Origin of the sequence: Vibrio nigripulchritudo ATCC 27043 (genome assembly GCF_000222685.1) — a bacterium.
Taxonomy (GTDB): Bacteria; Pseudomonadota; Gammaproteobacteria; order Enterobacterales; family Vibrionaceae; genus Vibrio; species Vibrio nigripulchritudo.
The window spans coordinates 149,072-168,085 of sequence record NZ_AFWJ01000112.1 but is presented as its reverse complement, the minus strand read 5'-3'; the positions used below and the strand labels follow the sequence as shown (position 1 = coordinate 168,085).

Below are 19,014 nucleotides of genomic sequence, written 5' to 3'. Positions count from 1 at the left end.
TTGCATTTCTGGCTAGCGCTATCAGGAAGCTTTATCCACCAATTCTAACTCTGGTTCAGACTCAGGTCTGCTCACTTCTTTAGGCTCACGTCCTAGCATCAATAGACACGGAGTCAGTACCAATGTAAGAACCGTGGCAAACGCGAGTCCACCCGCAACTGCCGTTGCAAGTTGAGACCACCATTGAGTACTAGGCGCACCAAATTCAATCTTCTGATTGATTAGGTCGATGTTCATCTCCAGTACCATAGGTAATAGCCCCAGTATGGTTGTCACGGTTGTTAACATAACAGGTCTCAAACGCTGAACACCGGTTCTCAGAATAGCGGTTGTCTTATCTAGACCACGCTTTCTCAACTGATTGTAGGTATCAATCAATACAATATTGTTGTTCACCACAATACCTGCCAGAGCAATCACACCGATACCGGACATGATGACCCCGAATGGTCGTTGGAATATCAGCAATCCGACAAAGACCCCTACCGTTGAGAACAGAACCGCACTCAATATCAGTAGCGCCTGATAGAAGCTGTTGAACTGAGTGATCAATATCAGAGCCATGACTGCCAAGGCAATCAGGAAAGCTTTTTGTAGGAAAGCAGAAGAGTTTTGCTGCTCTTCATTCTGACCTCGGATTTTGTATTCCACACCAGCCGGTAGTTCCAACTCAGACAGTGCCTGCTCAATACCTGGCAATTCGTTGGTCAGGTTATACCCTTCCTTCATGTCTGCCATGATATTGATGATACGGTGACCGTCGATTCGACTGATCGTATCCTGCTTTTGACTTGGAGTGATCTCAGCAAAGTTGGTAATTGGAACCAAACCCGCCTGAGTTTTCACCCTAAGTTGATCAAAACGCCCGATATCACGCTTGTCTTCAGGGAAACGCACCAAGATGTCAACTTCTTCATTGGCATCATCTGGCAAGTAATCGCCAATCTTCAGACCGTTAGTGACAAACTGAACCGTGTTACCCACCAAGGTGGCGTCCGCAGCAAAGCGTGAGGCATCATCACGGCGAATGTCGATTTGCCAGTCGATCCCTTCTTTGCTTGAAGTATCGTTCAAGTTAGTAAATGCAGGGTAGGAATCTGCCCAGTGACGAACTATCTTAGCCGCATCATCTAAGCCACTTGGAATGCGGGAGGACATTTCAATCACAAGATCATTTTCAACAGGAGGACCTGCGTCAGGGAACTTATACTCGATCTCCACGCCAGCAAATTTATCTGTCGCTTCGCGCAGTTCGTCAATAATCACCTTAACCTTGCGGCGATACTGCCAATCAACAGGCGTGATTTGAATTTGCCCGATCTCTTCTTTTCCGCCAGTTTTGGTGTAAACACTTTTAAACTCATCGTGCCCAAGTACAACGGCTTCAACCTCGCGCATGATGGTATCTTTCTCACGAAGAGACAAATCACCATGAGAACGCACTTTTACGGTAAAGAAAGGGGGATCCACTTCTGGGAAGAACTCTGCACCTAACCCCGCTTTTCCATAGGCAAAACCAACGGCAATCGCCAGTAGAATTGCGGACAAAAGTATCTTGAGTGGATGCTTTATCGCAACCGACAAGGTCTTGTAGTAAGCCTTGGTTAAACCTGTTGCCTTTTCAAAATCGCCATCATGCAATGCCACCATCTCAGCTTGTTTAGCAGGCGACACGAATTGAGGTTTACCTAACAGCCCACCTAATACCGGAACAAACAGCAACGCCATGACAAGCGATGCAGACAGCGTTGCGATAAGGGTCAACGGCAAATACTTCATAAACTCGCCAGTTACGTCTGGCCAGAATAGAAGTGGAGCAAATGCAGCCAGTGTGGTTGCGGTAGATGCGGTGATTGGCCACGCCATGCGTTTTGCAGCATCCCGGTAAGCTTCCCGCTTATGAACGCCTTCCTGCATCCGGCGATCCGCAAACTCGGTGACCACGATTGCGCCGTCTACCAACATACCGACGGCCATGATCAACGAGAACAGAACCACGATATTGACGGTAAGACCAAAGATCGCCAACACCAAAAGACCGGTTAGGAAAGAGCCTGGAATCGATACCCCAACCAAAAATGCGGTACGGGTACCTAAAATAGCGATGATCACAATGACCACCAAAATAATGGCAGACAAGATGTTGTTTTGAAGGTCATTAAGCATGATCTTCACATCTTTGGATTCATCCCACGTGTACTTAACCAACAGGTTCGACGGCCAGTCCTCGCGCTTCTGTGCTTCACTAAGAACGGTTTTCACCAGTTCAACGGTATCAATGATGTTTTCACCGGCACGTTTTTTCACATCCAAAACGACGGCGGACTCACCATCTAAACGAGCATAACTTTCCGGGTCACGAAACGCACGTCTGACTGTGGCAATGTCTCCAAAGGTAATCACCTGCTTCCCATCAACTTTAACAGGCAATTCCAGAACATCTTTCAAGGAATCAAAAACTGAAGGGACTTTAACCGAGAATCGACCATAACCGGTATCGACAAAACCCGCGGCAACCACCTTGTTGTTCTGAGCAATCAGGTTATAAATGTCTCCCTGATCCAGACCATAACTTTCCATAAGAAGTGGGTCGACAATGATTTCCACGACATCATCGCGGTCACCAGCAATATCGACTTCCAGAACTTGTCGGAAGCTTTCAAGTTTGTCACGGATCTGGCGACCAATCTGGACGATAGTTCGCTCTGGCACTGTGCCATAAAGCACCACAGAGAGAACTGGCTGCTCAGATGCCAATGTCACTTCGTTGACTGTTGGTTCGTCGCTGTCGGCTGGAAGCTTAGGTTTTGCCAAATCTACCGCTTCACGTACGTCAGCCATGGCTTTATTTAAGTCCACACCAACATTGAACTCTAGCATGACTGAAGCGTGCCCTTCAGACGCCGTCGAGTTCATCTCCTTCACGCCTTCAATCGAACGCAGTTCTTGCTCAATCGGGCGAACAAGCAATCGCTCTGAATCACCAGGAGAGATACCTTGGTGACCAACAGACACGTAAATAATAGGAATGGTGATATCAGGGCTGGATTCTTTAGGAATCGCCTGATACGTCAAAGCGCCAGCAACAAGAATCAGGATCAGGAAGGTGATCATGGTCCTGCTGCGAGATAACGCTGCATCTATCACGGAGTACATAATTCAGTCTCCTACTGACGAATGGCAACTACGGAGTCGCCATCGCGAACGAATCCTTGTCCAACAGTGATGATTTCGACCTGCTTTCCAAGCCCCGTCAACCAAACTCCATCCTGTTCTGCTTTAACCAGTTGGATAGGAACAAATTTCACTTTATCTTCTGCCTGAACGGTCTTAACACCCAGATTTCCAGCCTCATCCAAAGCCAGCATAGCCGGAGTGACTTTTATTGCCAGCTGAGTAGCAAGTTGCAAATCCACTTCAGCGCTGACACCAGCAGATGTTCTCTGCCCTTGGTTAGGAATCTCGACTTCGATAGCAAATGTATTGGTCGCAGGTGAGGAGACTCTGGAAATGTATCGCAGATGTCCTTCTACTTCCTGACCAGTTACCAGACGAACATGGGCTTTTTTATTAAGCTTGAGCTGGTCTACGTGGCGTTCACTGACATCGGCTTCAATCACCAGAGTAGATAAATCGAGCACCTTCGCAACAGGGTCGCCGATTCCTACAAAATCACCCACTTCAATCATCATGTCTTCAATCACGCCACTAAAAGGGGCTTTGACTTCAGTGTTGCTTAGTGCCAGTTGCGCATTTCTCACACCAGCACGAGCTTCCGTAAGAGCAGCCTGTGCAGTGCTGTAAGCGACTTCACCTTGAAGACCACGCTTTTTCAAAGAGTTGGCAGCTTTGAATTCTTTTTCTTTTACCGAGAGAATGGCTCTGGCTTTCTCAAGCCTGATGTCCAGATCGCCTTTATCAATTTGAGCAATAGCCTGCCCTTTTCTAACGGCATCACCTTTACTGACTTTCAAGGCAATGATTTTACCTGCGATTTCAGCACCAAGAGTGGCTTCTCGGTTAGGAGCGGTTCGACCATAAAGGTTGACGCTTTTTGCGGTAGGTTCTGCGCTAAAACTGCTGACGACAACTTTAGCGAGTGGCACTGGCTCTTCTTTTTTTCAGCAGTTGGATTCTCTTCTGCTCGAAGCATTCCTAAACCAAGCCAAACGGTGAGAACTGTAACGAGTATGAGGGAAACCAGCCAGGGGCGTTGAGAAAAAAAGCCATTAATTCTTGCAATTGGCATACTAATTCCTTGTTATTTTTTTGCCTTTTACGACATCCTAACGCAAAAGGCTCAATCTTAGTTGAATTATATCGGAGATACCTTAAACCAAGATTAAGAGCAGGTGGAACAATGCTAATAAAGTATAGAAAACCAGTACAGCGTACCGAGAAAGAAAATGCCACTCAAATCACATAGAAATGAAAAAACCCAGCTTACTGCTGGGTTTTCAAATAATTAAGCTTTGTATCAAAGGTGGGATCAAACGCTAAATGATGCGCCACATCCACAGGTTGTCGTTGCGTTCGGGTTGCTTACGAAGAATCGGCTACCCTCCAGACCCTCAGTGTAATCCACCACACCGCCAATCAGGTATTGCAGGCTCATAGGGTCTACAACCAAAACAACGCCATCGTTTTCAATAATAGTGTCACCTTCGTTGACTGATTCATCAAATGTAAAGCCATACTGGAAACCACTACAACCACCACCAGTGATGTAAACTCGCAATTTCAGCTCAGGATTTTCCTCTTCAGAAATCAGAATTTTTACGCGCGCTGCCGCTGTATCTGAAAAGGACAAGGGTACATTTACTTCGCTCACAACGACCTCTCTCACTCGGCTAATTTGTCAATACGCCGACTTATCTAAATTTACATTATTGGCTGATTATCTAATACCTGACTGCTTCGTTCAAGTATTGCCTAATTCCAACCAGTCCGCACAAAACTTTAAAATGAGTAATGCAAATCCTACCTTTATCGTTACAATGCCTGCGTTCAACTTTTATGAGGATTTCTCCATGACCAAATCAGCCGAGCTGTATCAGAAAGCGCAAGATATAATTCCGGGAGGGGTTAACTCACCTGTTCGTGCTTTTAATGGTGTCGGTGGCTCTCCACTGTTTATTGAGCGCGCTGACGGTGCTTTCATTTTTGATGCTGATGGAAAAGCTTACATTGACTACGTTGGGTCATGGGGACCTATGATTCTTGGTCACAACCATGTTGCCATTCGCGATGCCGTTATTGAAGCCGCTCATCGCGGTTTAAGTTTTGGTGCGCCAACCGAAATGGAAATAAAAATGGCGGAACTGGTTTCCGAACTGGTTCCCTCAATGGAACAACTGCGCATGGTGAGTTCAGGTACTGAAGCGACCATGAGCGCCATTCGCCTGGCTCGTGGTTACACGGGTCGCGACAAAATCCTGAAATTCGAGGGTTGCTACCATGGTCACGCTGACAGCTTGCTGGTTAAAGCAGGATCTGGTGCTCTGACACTTGGTCAGCCAAGCTCTCCTGGTGTTCCCGCAGATTTTGCGAAATACACTCTGACAGCAACATTTAATGACTTAGAGTCTGTTAAAGCGCTGTTTGAAGCCAATAAAGATGAGATCGCCTGTATTATCGTTGAACCTGTGGCAGGCAACATGAACTGTATCCCACCTGTCGCTGGTTTCCATGAAGGGTTAAGAGAAATCTGTGATCAGGAAGGCGCTGTACTGATTTTCGATGAAGTTATGACAGGCTTCCGAGTATCTCAAGGCGGCGCCCAGGCGTACTACAATATTCAGCCAGACCTGACTACGTTAGGTAAAGTCATTGGTGGCGGAATGCCAGTTGGTGCGTTTGGTGGTAAAAAAGAGATCATGCAGCACATTGCGCCAACAGGTCCGGTTTATCAGGCAGGAACGCTTTCTGGTAACCCAGTGGCAATGGCGGCAGGTTACGCATGCTTGACAGAACTGACCCTTGAAGGCAATGAAAAACGATTGGCTGATGTCACTAAGCAACTGGCTGACGGCTTCAAATCGCTGGCGGACAAACACGGTATTCCTCTGGCGGTTAACCAGGTTGGTGCGATGTTTGGTTTCTTCTTTACTGAACAAGCTGAAATCACCAGCTATGAAGATGTCACTAAATGCGATATTGAGCGCTTTAAACGATTCTTCCATTTAATGCTTGAACACGGCGTGTACCTGGCTCCTTCAGCGTTTGAAGCAAGCTTCACTTCTCTGGCACACGGTCAGAAAGAAATCGAAGCGACTCTGGAAGCAGCAGATCGCTGTTTCGCTATTCTGGCAGCAGAATAACCGAAAACACTGAATTTATAGGGGCAGCATTCGCTGCCCTTTTTATTGCCAGTTAACAATCACTAAGATCAAAAGTACAACGACACAAATAGCAAACCAAGGAATTGGCTTTCTAGATTTAGAACATTCCTGCTCTTGCTTACAACACCCCATATCCCAGATGGCCTTATAATCAGTTGATAACCGACTGTATTGTAGCCATTATATGGCACATACCAACCGATATAAGGTCAATACTGTGCCAGACAAACTGAAACTGTCTTCCAGTCACTGGGTGCTGATCATGGCTTTGCTGGTAGCTGGCTATGCCTGTTACTTACTCGTTCAGCCCTACATCAACTCCATCATCTTGGCATTCATTATTTCTCTGCTGATGTTTCCGGTCCATGAGTGGTTAGAAAACAAGATGCCGAATTACAAGAACACGGCTTCGGTGCTGTCGTGTATTTTGCTTACAGTGATCATTGTTCTGCCACTGCTTGCTGTATTCGCTGCAATTGTTCAGCAAGGCTCAGGCTTTTCTCAAAATGCCTACAAGTGGATCACTCAGGGTGGGATACAGGAAGCGACAACTCACCCGCTCGTTGTAAAAGGGCTGAGCTTCGTCAATGAATACCTGCCGTTTGATAACATCGACCCTCAGCACATTGCCCAAAAAGTCGCAGAATTTGTCTCTCAGTTTGGTTCTCAATTGGTTACCTTCAGTGCCAAAGTGCTGGGAGATGCCACTAACTTTCTGATGGACTTCCTTTTGATGCTGTTTGTGCTGTTCTTCTTGTTAAGAGATCACGACAAAATCATCACGGCGGTGCGCCATATCCTTCCTCTTTCTCGCAGCCAGGAAGATCGATTACTGGAAGAGATAGAGAAAGTCTCAAAATCGGCAGTATTAGGTTCTTTTCTTACCGCAATAGCACAAGGTCTAGCTGGCGGTATTGGCATGTGGCTGGCAGGGTTCCCCGGGCTATTCTGGGGTACGATGATGGGATTCGCTTCATTTATCCCTATTGTGGGTACCGCGTTAATCTGGATCCCAGCCGTAATTTACCTCTTCTTTACTGGTGACACAGGCTGGGCAATATTCCTCACCATTTGGAGTGTGGTGATTGTCGGTTCCATTGATAATGTTCTCAGACCCTTGTTGATGCAAGGCAGCGCGGGCATGAATACCCTGATGATCTTCTTCTCACTACTGGGGGGGATCCACTTGTTCGGGCTGATCGGGTTGATTTATGGTCCGTTGATCTTCGCGATTACCATGGTGCTGTTTAAGATTTACGAGGAAGAGTTCCAGACTTTCCTTAACAAGCAAGACAACAGCTAGTTTTTTCATTCTATTAAGCTTCAAGCGATGGTCGGATTATGCGAGAATCCGACCATCTTTTTTTATCGAGATTCCATCCATGTCGGCATACACCGCCCCAAGCCAGATTGCAGAGCGCAACCTTGAATACTTTGAAGGAAAACATGTGTTGGTTGCTGGCGAAGCAGAAGACCTATTCCCACTCGATCTCGCCAAACATTGCGAAAGCGTCACCGTTTTTACGACGCACTATGGCTACTTTCGTCAGTATGAAAAACACCCAAATGTAACGCGCGTTTTTTCTGAAGCATTTACGGAGCAGACCAATGCAGACTTAGTGCTGCTTTACTGGCCAAAAGCCAAAGCAGAGGCGGAATACCTGCTTGCAATGTTGATGAACCACTTGGGTCAGGGGACTGAAATTGTCGTCGTCGGTGAAAATCGCTCTGGCATTAAGAGTATTGAGAAGTTCTTCAAGCCTTATGGCGTAATTAAAAAATACGATTCAGCCCGAAGGTGCTCATTTTACTGGGGACAGTGTACTAGCGAACCTGCACCATTTGAGTTAGCCGACTGGTTTAAATCCTATACCTTGCCAATCAATGGGCAAGATGTCGTGATCAAAAGCTTGCCCGGAGTATTCAGTCATGGCGAGTTTGATGTGGGCACGCAGCTTTTACTCAAGACCCTTCCTGAACTGAAAGGAAAAGTGTTGGACTTTGGTTGCGGTGCTGGTGTGATTGGCGCGACTATGGCAATGCAATACCCAGAAATTGCCCTCACTATGTGTGATGTCAGCGCATTGGCTGTTGCTTCATCAAAAGCAACACTCGAAGCAAACGGTTTGAAAGGGAATGTTATCCCAACCGATGTATATTCAGACATTGACGCCGGATTCGACTTTCTGATTTCCAACCCCCCTTTCCATTCTGGGCTGGATACCAGCTACAGCGCGACGGAAACACTGCTTGCCGATGCGCCTGACTACCTCAGCCAGAATGGTAAATTGCATATTGTTGCCAATAGCTTTCTCAAATACCCACCAATCATTGAAGAAGCATTTGGTGAGTGTGTTTTGGTAGAGAAAACCAATAAATTCGCGATCTATCAGGCAAACAAGACAAACTAAATTCCTCCATAAGCTTTCGCCAGTGGCTGAAACCGCTGGCGCCCTTTGCTTCATATGTACTAACACTTTCAATCTATCTCATTTAATTTTTGCGTTATTGCCCACGCTTTGTATTGCACTTACTTGATTAAGAAAAAAAACCTCGTATAAACGTTAAAATCGTCATTTTCTGTTTTGTCGCATTTGCCGAGCCCGCCCCGGCAAAACGGACGTTGCACTAGGCTTATTTAAACGACTCCTATGTTTAAATCTAATAAAAAACAAAAATTTAAACGTCTTCAGCATACTTTAATGGTGGCATTTCTTGTCCTCAGTATTACGCCGCTGACTTTAATTGCTCTCTTCTTTTTGCAGTCTCATAGTAAAGATTTGCAGGAGCAGAGTACTTCTCACCTTCTTTCAGTTCGAGATACGAAAAAACAACAACTTGTCGATTATTTCGATGCAAAAGAATCCGAAGTAATGGGTTTTGTCCGTTCCGAACTGGCTTATAACAGTGGTGGTCGTTTTTACGGCCTTATCAATGCTTTCAGCAACTTAGGCGAAACGATTGAGCAATCGCGGGAGTATGCGCAGCAGCGTTACATTGAAGGATCTGGGGATCAGATAAAAACGTCAATTTTGCCTGAGTCTGATGATTACCAGGGCAGCGAACGTTATCGCTTAATGCACAAGCGTTACCATCGACGTTACGTTGATCTTTTGAAACGCAGTGACTTTGACGACATCTTGCTGGTCGATCTGGATGGAAACGTCGTTTACTCACTCAACAAGCACAACAATTATGGTACGAATCTGGGTTCTGGAAAGTATCGGGACAGCAACCTCGGTGAAACTTTTCAGGCAATAAAATCTCTGGTGAAAAAGCAGAAAGACACGCCAGACATTACGCCAATTGTGATGTCGGATTTTGCACTAGAGGGCAGTGAGCACATCGCGTGGTTTGCCGCGCCTATCATCCAGCAAGAATACCTGCACAGTTATGCCCTATTCCGTTTGCCTAGCACCAAGCTGATTTCTCTGTTTGAAGATACTGCCGCGCGTAAAGCCATCAAGGCATTCTTGGTTGGTAGTGACAAACAGGCTCGTGTTTTTAACGTCACTCAGGAAGAAATTGACAAAAGTAGTGAGATCATTGACCGCGCCCTTAACGGGCAAACCTCAGTCAGAACCTTTATCAATACCGCAGGCGAAAGCATTATTGCGGCTTACACCAGCATTAAGATCCAGAATATTGAGTGGGCATTGATTGCGGAAAGAACCGAAGCTGAGGCGTTTGCTCGGATTCAGCAGCTAGAAAAAGTATTCGTGGTGGCCATGTTGATCGCCATTATCCTCGTGGTGATCTGTTCCCATTATCTTTCTAACTTCATTACGTCCCCGCTTTTAAAACTAACCTGGTCAGCGGAAAGGGTTTCGGCTGGTGATCTCGACGAAGTGATGTTTGAAACACGCCGCAAAGACGAAATTGGTCGTCTGGCGGTCAGTTTCCAGCGAATGCAGCGCTCTATCCGTGAGAAGATCCTCACTATCAAATCACAAAATGAAGAGCTAGAAGCCCATCTGAAAGTGATTCAAAACCAGAATGACGAGCTTCAACTGGCCAACAAACTGAAAGATGAATTCCTGGCAACTACCTCGCACGAGCTCCGTACACCATTGCATGGGATGGTGGGTATTGCAGAGGCGTTAATCAGCGGAGCGAACGGACCAATACCTGCAAATCAGAAACATCAGCTCGATATCATCATTAATAGTGGTCAACGTCTTGCAACTCTGGTTGATGATCTTCTGGACTATCACAAAATGCGCTACGGCAGCCTCGATATTCAGGCTGCCGCCGTTAACCTCTCGTCCTCGACACGCTTGGTACTGGAACTTTCACAGCATTTGCTGGGCAACAAATCGATTCGCATCATTAATCAAGTTCCGATGGATTTGCCTTTAGTATCCGCTGATCCGCAGCGTTTAGAACAGGTTCTCTACAACCTGATAGGTAATGCTATTAAGTACACCTCTGAAGGTAAAATCGTCATTTCCGCTACAGTGCTGGACGATAAACTCCGGGTTCAGGTGGTTGATACAGGTCAGGGGATTCCGGCTGAGCAGCTGGAGCACATTTTTGAGCCCCTCATTCAGGCGGGTCAGGACTCTAGCCGTTACCGTCAGGGGGCGGGATTAGGCTTGTCTATCAGTCGGCAGTTGATCGAACTGATGGGAGGGACACTCTATGTCAGCAGTCAGCCTCTTGTTGGTACCACCTTTAGCTTCTCTTTACCGCTAGCGTCAGATGCAGAGATATCAACGTCGAAGCAGCTTGGAGAACAGAATCATTTCCAGTTGCCAGAAGCAAATGAAAACTCATCACCAGAAGACAATTCATTGCCAGAAAACCCAGAAGGTCCACTTATTGTGGTCGCGGATGATGAACCGGTGAACCTGCAAATTCTGGACAGCTTCCTGCGAATGGAAGGATACAGGGTGAAAGCGGCAAAAGATGGCACCGAGACTCTGGAACTGGTTCAGCAGGAAAAGCCAGAACTGCTGTTATTAGACGTGATGATGCCAGGATTGAGTGGCTATCAGGTTTGCGAGCAGGTTCGTCTGAGCTATGACTTATCTGAGCTGCCGGTCATTATGCTTACCGCGCTAAGCCAGACCAACGACCGAATCAAAGGGTTCGACAGCGGGGCGAATGACTATTTAACGAAGCCATTCAACAAACTCGAGCTGGCTTCTCGAATCAAAGCTCATCTCTCAGCAAGTAAGGCGGAACTTCGTCGAATTGAAAACGACAAGCTTCAGGCAGAGCTTAAGCAAAGAGCACTAGTAGAAGCAAACCTGCTGGAAACACAAGGCAGATTGCTAGAACAGCTTGAATCGGCACCTGAAGCCATTCTGTGCCTTAGGGGCGATGGCAGAATACGGTTTGCAAACGAGGCGGCATCTAAGCTATTTAAACGAACTCAAGAGCAGCTCAAACGTTCAAACGGCGATGAAGTCATCGCACCGAAATACCTCAACCTATCTCAGGAACACTTCTGCGGCGGAATTGACGTCTACATTGACGACAGGCGTGAACACCTTTCAGCGGATGTATTGAAGCTGCCAGAAGGCTCTGACATCCAGTATATGTACATATTCAATGTAGGCGGAGGCATTAACGCAACCCGCATTAATAATCTGGAAACAGCAGTTGAAGCCCTGTCCAGCTATGCGTTTGAAGGAGACAAAGGCAAACTGCAACAGCTTAAAGAACTGGGCGGCGAGTTTACGCGAATCGCAGATAAAGTGTCTGGTCGTGGTGGAGACAAGACAGAGCTCATGAGAGAGATTCTGGTTGATTCAATGTCAACTGCGATTGACTACTGGGAATCGGAAACGGGGCAAACCAAATTCTCCTTCGCAGAACAGAGTGGCTTATGGCGCGTCTACCTTGATCGCAGCACGCTGCAAACTAGAACACTGGATAAATACCTTCGTGTTGAAACTCTGCCAAAAACTCCACGCTGGCGGACGGTATTGAACTCTATCGAGTTTATTCTGGATAACTGCCATACGCCTGGCGCACAGCGTGACAAACTGGTTAGCCTGCGGGATAAATTGCAAAAACTCCTTACCTCATAAATCCGCATTCTGAATCACCTTATAAGCCAGTCGAACATTTTCGTTTGACTGGCTTTTTCTTACCATGCTGCTAGTGGTAATTCTCTTCTTATCCAACCTATCTCCTCATAAATTAAGGTACTCTGAAAACCTTCAAATCACATTAGTAATGTCATTCCATTTTACTTCTGTTCTTGCGTGAATCCATGTTATTTCACCCGTTAAAATAACCTATCTAAAACGCATAAAAACAGTGTCATTTTTAGCGAAAAATATCGAATATCGTCACTACAACTCCAGTTTTGTTATCTGTTTGAGAAGTTAGTCACAACAAATTGTCAGAATAATTTTATCGACGTAAATTAACGATAAAAGTGGATAGTGAGTAAGATCTCTATAATATTGAAATAAAGAAATAGCATTAAATATAAAAGCCAAAAAAGTAAGTAAACACTAACTCCACTTAAAGACACTTCGATTTTTTTTGACAGTGCTCACAAGACAAAATGAGACCTATTCTTAAGTCAAAATCGTCATTTTGACGTTTATGACGTAGTTAAAAGGCGTTTTAACGTTTTTAACGGACTACCCGTTTGACCATTTACGCGTACGGGTGTTTTCTTAGCCTTGACCGACGGCTATAGGCCACCCAACTTCTCTCAATTTCTTGAAGTTGGAGGGATGTTGGGATAGCCACGGCGAGTGTTTATCAATTGATGACATTCACATCCATTTAGTGAAATAAAAGCAATGAGTAAGGAACAGCTATGCTTGCCAATATTAAGAAGACAGCGCTAGCAGTTGCAGTAGTTGCTGCAGCAACTTCTGTAGCTCCAGTAGTTTCAGCTGCAGAACGTAGTGAACTGACTATCCACCCTAAAGAGTTCACAACATTCGTTCGTAACTTCAACCCTTTCTTGGGCGCAACTCATCTACATACAACTTGGGACTTCCTATACGAGCCACTAGTTGTATTTAATGAAATGCACGGCAACACGCCAGTAATGCGTCTTGCATCAGATTACAAAATGTCTGATGACCTAATGAGCGTTACGTTTGACATCCGTAAGGGTGTGAAATGGTCTGACGGCGAAAAATTCACTGCTGACGACGTAGTCTTCTCTTTCGACTTAGTGAAGAACACACCAGCACTTGACCAGCACGGCACAAACAACTGGGTAGCGAACGTTGAGAAAATCGACGAATACAAAGTTCGTTTCCGTTTGACTGAAGCTAACTCCAACGTACCTTACGAAATTGCAAAAGTTTCTATCGTACCTGAGCACGTTTGGTCTAAAGTTGAAGATCCAACAACGTTCATGAACGAAAACCCTGTTGGTTCTGGTCCGTTCACTGAAATCGCTACGTTCACACCTCAACTTTACGTTCAGTGTCGTAACCCTAACTACTGGGACAACGATAACCTAGATGTAGACTGTCTACGTGTTCCTCAAATCGCAAACAACGACCAGTTCCTGGGTAAAGTTGTAAACAGCGAAATGGACTGGACATCTTCGTTCATTCCTGACATCGACCGTACTTACGCAGCAGCAAGCCCTAAACACCACTACTGGTACCCACCAGCAGGTACTCAGGCGTTTGTTGTTAACTTCAAGCACCCAGACGCAGCGAAAAACGAAGCGCTAAATAACGTTGACTTCCGTCGTGCGTTCTCAATGGCTCTTGACCGTCAAACTATTATCGACATCGCATTCTACGGTGGCGGTACAGTGAATGACTTCGCATCTGGTCTTGGCTACGCGTTTGAAGCTTGGTCTGATGAAAAGACTCACAACAAGTACAAAGGTTACAACACGTACAATGTTGAAGGCGCTAAAGAACTTCTGAAAAAAGCGGGCTTCAAAGACGTAAACAAAGACGGTTTTGTTGACACGCCATCAGGTAAATCTTTCGAGCTATTGATTCAATCTCCTAACGGTTGGACTGACTTCAACAACACTGTACAGCTAGCTGTTGAGCAACTAGAAGAAGTGGGCATCAAAGCACGTGCTCGTACTCCTGACTTCTCTGTGTACAACCAAGCTATGCTTGAAGGTACTTACGACGTTGCATACACCAACTACTTCCACGGTGCAGATCCATACACTTACTGGAACAGTGCGTACAACTCAAACCTTCAAGACGGTGCTGGTATGCCTCGTTTCGCGATGCACTTCTTCAAAGACAGCAAGCTAGATTCACTTCTAGACAGCTTCTACAAGACTGCAGACAAGAACGAGCAGCTAGAAATTGCTCACGGTATTCAGCAAATTATCGCATCTAACCAAGTTACGGTTCCTGTGATGTCTGGTGCTTACATGTACCAATACAACACAACTCGTTTCGCTGGCTGGTGGAGCGAGAAGAATCCTAAGGGTCGTCCAAACATCTGGTCTGGCATCCCTGAGCGTCTACTTCACGTACTGGACCTAAAACCAGTTAAGTAAGTACTAACCTTAGCGGTGTACTTCCGTGCACCGCTCATTAAACCCTCCTCTCTTAGTTTAAGATATGGCGCTCGTCGTCAGGGGGTTTCTCGTTCCAAAAAGGGCGTCCTGAAACCAGGATCAGGTAAAAAATCTGGGTGAGTAAGGTATAAGTTATGGGATATTTTTTAAGACGTTTGTCGTTTTACTTTATTGCGCTGTTAGTTGCAGCCACTTTGAACTTCATCATTCCGCGAGCAATGCCAGGTGACCCTGTTACCATGATGTTCGCTAACGCTTCAGTTCAGGTAACACCTGAACGTATTGAAGCAATGAAACAACTTCTGGGCTTCGTAGATGGCGGCTTGTTCGTTCAGTACGTAGCTTACATGAAGAACATTCTAAGCTGGGAACTGGGCACTTCTATTCAGTTTTATCCTCTTAGCGTAAACGAGCTGCTTGGCAGTGCGTTTGGCTGGTCTCTATTCCTAGCGGGTACAGCGGTAGTTCTTTCATTCTCTATCGGTTCAATTTTAGGTATTTTCGCGGCTTGGAAACGCGGTAGCCGTTACGATACTTTCATCACTCCAGGTATGCTGATTATTCAGGCAGTACCTCAGGTGGTTATCGCGATGCTGGCACTGTTTACTTTCGCAATCGGTCTGAAATGGTTCCCAACAGGTTACGCTTACACCGCAGGTACAACACCGGACTGGACAAGCTGGGCGTTTTATAAAGACGCTGCTTACCACGCTGTTCTACCACTGTTCTGTGCTTCTGTAGTCCAAATCGGTGGCTTCCTGGTAAACATGCGTAACAACATGATCAACCTGCTTGCCGAAGATTACATCACGATGGCGAAGGGCAAAGGTCTGAGTGAAAACCGCGTGGTATTCAACTACGCAGCACGTAACGCCTTGCTTCCAAGTGTGACGGCTTTGTCTATGTCACTTGGTATGGCGATCGGTGGTCAGCTTATCATCGAAATCATCTTTAACTACCCGGGTCTTGGTTCGGTTCTATTCAATGCGATTCACGCGCGTGATTACCAAGTTCTTCAGGGGCAACTGCTTATTATGACGCTATTCATGCTGTTCTTTAACCTGGTTGCCGACATGTTGTACGTAGTTCTAGACCCTCGCCTACGTAAGGGAGGCAAATAATTATGAAAGGTTTCGCTAAATTAGTTGCAGGTAACCCGGTTGCGTTAATCGGTGTAATTATCCTAAGCCTGTTTATCTTTATTGCGGTTGCAGCACCACTTATCACTAAGCACGTACCAGACAAACGTACTGGTAAGCCACATGAATACCCAGGTTTCGTTGTAAAAGCCGCTCAGAACAACCCTGATGGCTGGATCGCTGAAAACCTGGCAACTGACCGCCGTACTCTTTTGCTTTCCAAGAAAGCCGATCACGTACTGGGCACAACCCGTATGGGTCGTGACGTTTGGTCTCAGCTTGCTCACGGTGCACGTGTATCACTGGCTGTTGGCTTTGGTGCAGGTATCACAGTGTGCTTCCTGGCTACCATCATTGGTATCTCGGCAGGTTACTTCGGTGGTCGGGTCGACGACATCCTGACGGCTGCCATGAACATCATGCTCGTTATTCCACAATATCCACTCCTGTTTGTGCTTGCTGCCTTTATTGGAGAGGCCGGTCCGCTGACTATTGCCATTATTGTGGGATGCACCTCCTGGGCATGGGGTGCGAGGGTAATTCGTTCCCAAACCCTGGCACTGCGTGAAAAAGAGTTTGTTAAAGCCGCAGAGGTACTTGGCGAGTCTTCCTGGAGAATCATCTTCGTAGAAATTCTGCCAAACCTAATCCCTATCGTAGGGGCAAGTTTCATCGGTTCGGTTATGTACGCCATCATGATGGAAGCCACTATCTCGTTCTTAGGTCTTGGTGACCCGAGCACCATCAGTTGGGGCATCATGCTGTACAACGTACAGACCTCATCATCCATGCTGATTGGCGCATGGTGGGAACTAGTCGCACCGTGTATGGCTCTGACATTGCTGGTTACAGGTCTTGCCCTGCTTAACTTCGCTGTCGACGAAATTGCTAACCCACAGCTACGTTCACACAAAGGTATGAAGCGTTGGAAGAAACTGAACGCTCAAGACCAGAAAGAACGCGAGCCAGAATTGCCACCACAAAATGCACTATGGAGCGGAGATAAATAATTATGACTGAGTCACTCATTTCCATCCGCAACTTATGCGTTGACTACATTACAGACGCGGGCGATGTCCGCGCCTGTAACAACGTAAGCTTTGATATTGGTAAAGGTGAAGTCTTTGGTCTGGCTGGAGAGTCAGGCTGTGGTAAGTCCACCGTTGCCTTTTCGCTGATGCGGCTTCATAAGCCGCCAGCGTTTATCACTGGCGGAGAGGTTATCTTCAATGGCGAAGATATCCTTCAATATAGCGACGAACGCATGCAAGCGTTCCGCTGGAGTGAGATGTCTATGGTGTTCCAGAGCGCGATGAACGCGCTCAACCCAGTCCTTACAATGGAAGATCAGTTCTGTGACGTAATTATGCGTCACACGAACATGACCCGAGAGCAGGCAAAACGCCGTGCCGAAGGATTACTGGAAATCGTAGATATTCACCCTAGCCGTCTAAGCGACTACCCACACCAGTTCTCTGGTGGTATGCGTCAGCGTCTGGTTATCGCTATCGCGTTGGCACTCAATCCAAAAATGATCATTATGGATGAGCCAACCACCGCGCTTGATGTTGTTGTACAACGCGAGATCCTTCAAAAGATTTACGCGCTCAAAGAAGAGTTCGGCTTCTCAATTCTGTTCATTACTCACGATTTGTCACTGATGGTCGAGTTCTCTGACCGCATTGGCATCATGTATTCCGGTGAACTGATTGAAGTAGCGCCTTCGAAAGAAATTCTGGAAAGCCCATATCATCCTTATACAAAAGGGCTGGGAAGTTCGTTCCCTCCATTAACTGGTCCAAAAACCAAGTTAACTGGTATTCCTGGCAACCCGTTGAACCTACTGGAAGTTCCAACCGGGTGTCGTTTTCAGGCGCGTTGCGAACGAGTACACGAAGCATGTACTACCCAAGCAACATCACTGCGTCAAATAGAACCAAACCGCTTCTCTAACTGCCATTTATATGGTCAACCAATCGCTACGGCCAAAGCATAGAGCCAATAAAAAATAAAAAAGCGAAAAAGAGAAACTGGAGACAATTATGAGCAAAGATTTTGGCGAACTGCTAGTTGAAGGAAAGAACGTCGTAAAAGACTTCCCTATCAACAGTAACGCCCTAAACCAACCTATGATGCGTGCCATTAATGACGTGTCATTCAAAATGTATAAAAGCCGCGGTCTGTCGGTTGTTGGAGAGTCTGGTTCAGGCAAATCCACTACGGCAAAAATGATTGCGAAAATGTACGCCCCAACTGAAGGCGTTATCGAATACAAAGGTCGTGACATTCAGTCTATCAACGACAGAAAAGACCTGATGCACTACCGCGAAGGCGTCCAGATGGTATGGCAAGACCCGTTTGGTTCATTGAACCCAACGCACAATATCTTCCACCATATTGCTCGCCCGTTGCTGATTCACAAAAAAGTCACGTCCGGCAATAAAAAAGAGCTCGAAGAGCGTGTGTACGATCTTCTGGAGCAAGTGGGGTTAATTCCACCAAAGGAAACCGCACAAAAATTCCCGCATCAGCTGTCTGGCGGTCAGCGTCAGCGCGTTAATCTGGCAAGAAATATTGCTGTCGGTGCGGAAGTGGTTCTCGCCGATGAACCAACGTCCATGTTGGACGTATCTATCCGAGCAGGTGTTTTAAACCTGATGGAAGAAATGAAATTTGAAAAGCAGATGTCTCTGCTTTACATCACGCACGATATCGCTACGGCGCGTTACATCGCCGAAGATCTTGCCGTGATGTACGTGGGTCACATGGTGGAATGGGGAGATACGGAAGAAATCATTCACGATCCTCAGCACCCTTACACCCAGCTATTGGTATCCGCAGTACCGGATCCTAAGAAATCGATACACGAAAAATTGAAAGGCAATAAGGGTGAGATCCCATTGTGGACACCTGAATCTGTTGGTTGCCCGTTCTCTGGTCGCTGTACTCACGCTTCAGACAAATGTCGTGAAAAGCTGCCAGCGGTAACTCAACTGTCTGACAACCACTTTGTGCGTTGTTATTTGTACGAATAAATATACTCAAGCTA

Annotated in this window: 11 protein-coding genes and 1 pseudogene; 9 read left to right on the top strand and 3 right to left on the bottom strand. The window is 46.3% G+C overall.

Translation table 11 applies throughout. The features are described 5' to 3' along the window. Positions 1-21 precede the first annotated feature (21 nt). The 3 genes and pseudogenes from RH89_RS11220 to erpA all read right to left on the bottom strand — a co-directional run bounded on the left by RH89_RS11220 (position 22) and on the right by erpA (position 4,831). Positions 22-3,156, bottom strand: coding sequence for an efflux RND transporter permease subunit (locus RH89_RS11220; protein WP_004401937.1), 3,135 nt, complete (start codon positions 3,154-3,156; stop codon positions 22-24). 11 nt (positions 3,157-3,167) lie between these two features. After that, positions 3,168-4,249 (bottom strand): annotated as a pseudogene (locus tag RH89_RS11215) (efflux RND transporter periplasmic adaptor subunit). A gap of 240 nt (positions 4,250-4,489) precedes the next feature. Then, on the bottom strand, positions 4,490-4,831 hold the full coding sequence (gene erpA, locus RH89_RS11210) for an iron-sulfur cluster insertion protein ErpA (protein WP_004401935.1): 342 nt from the start codon (positions 4,829-4,831) through the stop codon (positions 4,490-4,492). Between the two features lie 199 nt (positions 4,832-5,030). On the opposite strand from erpA, the gene hemL reads away from it, so the two are divergent. The 9 genes from hemL to RH89_RS11165 all read left to right on the top strand — a co-directional run bounded on the left by hemL (position 5,031) and on the right by RH89_RS11165 (position 19,000). Continuing rightward, positions 5,031-6,320 (top strand): glutamate-1-semialdehyde 2,1-aminomutase, encoded by a 1,290-nt coding sequence (gene hemL, locus RH89_RS11205; protein ID WP_004401934.1) that lies wholly within the window; start codon positions 5,031-5,033, stop codon positions 6,318-6,320. 205 nt (positions 6,321-6,525) lie between these two features. Then, positions 6,526-7,644 (top strand): AI-2E family transporter, encoded by a 1,119-nt coding sequence (locus RH89_RS11200; protein ID WP_022589646.1) that lies wholly within the window; start codon positions 6,526-6,528, stop codon positions 7,642-7,644. Positions 7,645-7,723: 79 nt separating this feature from the next. After that, complete coding sequence (gene rsmC, locus RH89_RS11195; protein ID WP_004401932.1) at positions 7,724-8,752, top strand: 16S rRNA (guanine(1207)-N(2))-methyltransferase RsmC; 1,029 nt, start codon at positions 7,724-7,726, stop codon at positions 8,750-8,752. Positions 8,753-8,992: 240 nt separating this feature from the next. After that, positions 8,993-12,379, top strand: a complete 3,387-nt coding sequence (locus RH89_RS11190) for an ATP-binding protein (RefSeq protein ID WP_004401931.1) — start codon at positions 8,993-8,995, stop codon at positions 12,377-12,379. Between the two features lie 746 nt (positions 12,380-13,125). After that, positions 13,126-14,805 (top strand): ABC transporter substrate-binding protein, encoded by a 1,680-nt coding sequence (locus RH89_RS11185; RefSeq protein ID WP_004401929.1) that lies wholly within the window; start codon positions 13,126-13,128, stop codon positions 14,803-14,805. A gap of 155 nt (positions 14,806-14,960) precedes the next feature. Next, positions 14,961-15,947, top strand: coding sequence for an ABC transporter permease (locus tag RH89_RS11180; RefSeq protein WP_004401928.1), 987 nt, complete (start codon positions 14,961-14,963; stop codon positions 15,945-15,947). Positions 15,948-15,949: 2 nt separating this feature from the next. Continuing rightward, positions 15,950-16,975, top strand: coding sequence for an ABC transporter permease (locus tag RH89_RS11175; protein WP_004401926.1), 1,026 nt, complete (start codon positions 15,950-15,952; stop codon positions 16,973-16,975). Positions 16,976-16,977: 2 nt separating this feature from the next. After that, positions 16,978-17,961 carry an ABC transporter ATP-binding protein gene (locus RH89_RS11170; protein ID WP_004401924.1) on the top strand — a complete coding sequence of 328 codons (984 nt, stop codon included), beginning with the start codon at positions 16,978-16,980 and terminating at the stop codon, positions 17,959-17,961. A 46-nt stretch (positions 17,962-18,007) separates the two neighbouring features. After that, positions 18,008-19,000, top strand: a complete 993-nt coding sequence (locus RH89_RS11165) for an ABC transporter ATP-binding protein (protein WP_004401922.1) — start codon at positions 18,008-18,010, stop codon at positions 18,998-19,000. Positions 19,001-19,014: the final 14 nt, after the last annotated feature.

Bases quoted from the DNA above. Each gene is read 5' to 3' on its own strand.
- RH89_RS11220 (WP_004401937.1), bottom strand. From the start codon at position 3,156: ATGTACTCCGTGATAGATGCAGCGTTATCTCGCAGCAGGACCATGATC.
- RH89_RS11190 (WP_004401931.1), top strand. From the start codon at position 8,993: ATGTTTAAATCTAATAAAAAACAAAAATTTAAACGTCTTCAGCATACT.
- RH89_RS11180 (WP_004401928.1), top strand. From the start codon at position 14,961: ATGGGATATTTTTTAAGACGTTTGTCGTTTTACTTTATTGCGCTGTTA.
- RH89_RS11185 (WP_004401929.1), top strand. From the start codon at position 13,126: ATGCTTGCCAATATTAAGAAGACAGCGCTAGCAGTTGCAGTAGTTGCT.
- hemL (WP_004401934.1), top strand. From the start codon at position 5,031: ATGACCAAATCAGCCGAGCTGTATCAGAAAGCGCAAGATATAATTCCG.
- RH89_RS11200 (WP_022589646.1), top strand. From the start codon at position 6,526: ATGGCACATACCAACCGATATAAGGTCAATACTGTGCCAGACAAACTG.
- rsmC (WP_004401932.1), top strand. From the start codon at position 7,724: ATGTCGGCATACACCGCCCCAAGCCAGATTGCAGAGCGCAACCTTGAA.
- RH89_RS11165 (WP_004401922.1), top strand. From the start codon at position 18,008: ATGAGCAAAGATTTTGGCGAACTGCTAGTTGAAGGAAAGAACGTCGTA.
- RH89_RS11170 (WP_004401924.1), top strand. From the start codon at position 16,978: ATGACTGAGTCACTCATTTCCATCCGCAACTTATGCGTTGACTACATT.
- RH89_RS11175 (WP_004401926.1), top strand. From the start codon at position 15,950: ATGAAAGGTTTCGCTAAATTAGTTGCAGGTAACCCGGTTGCGTTAATC.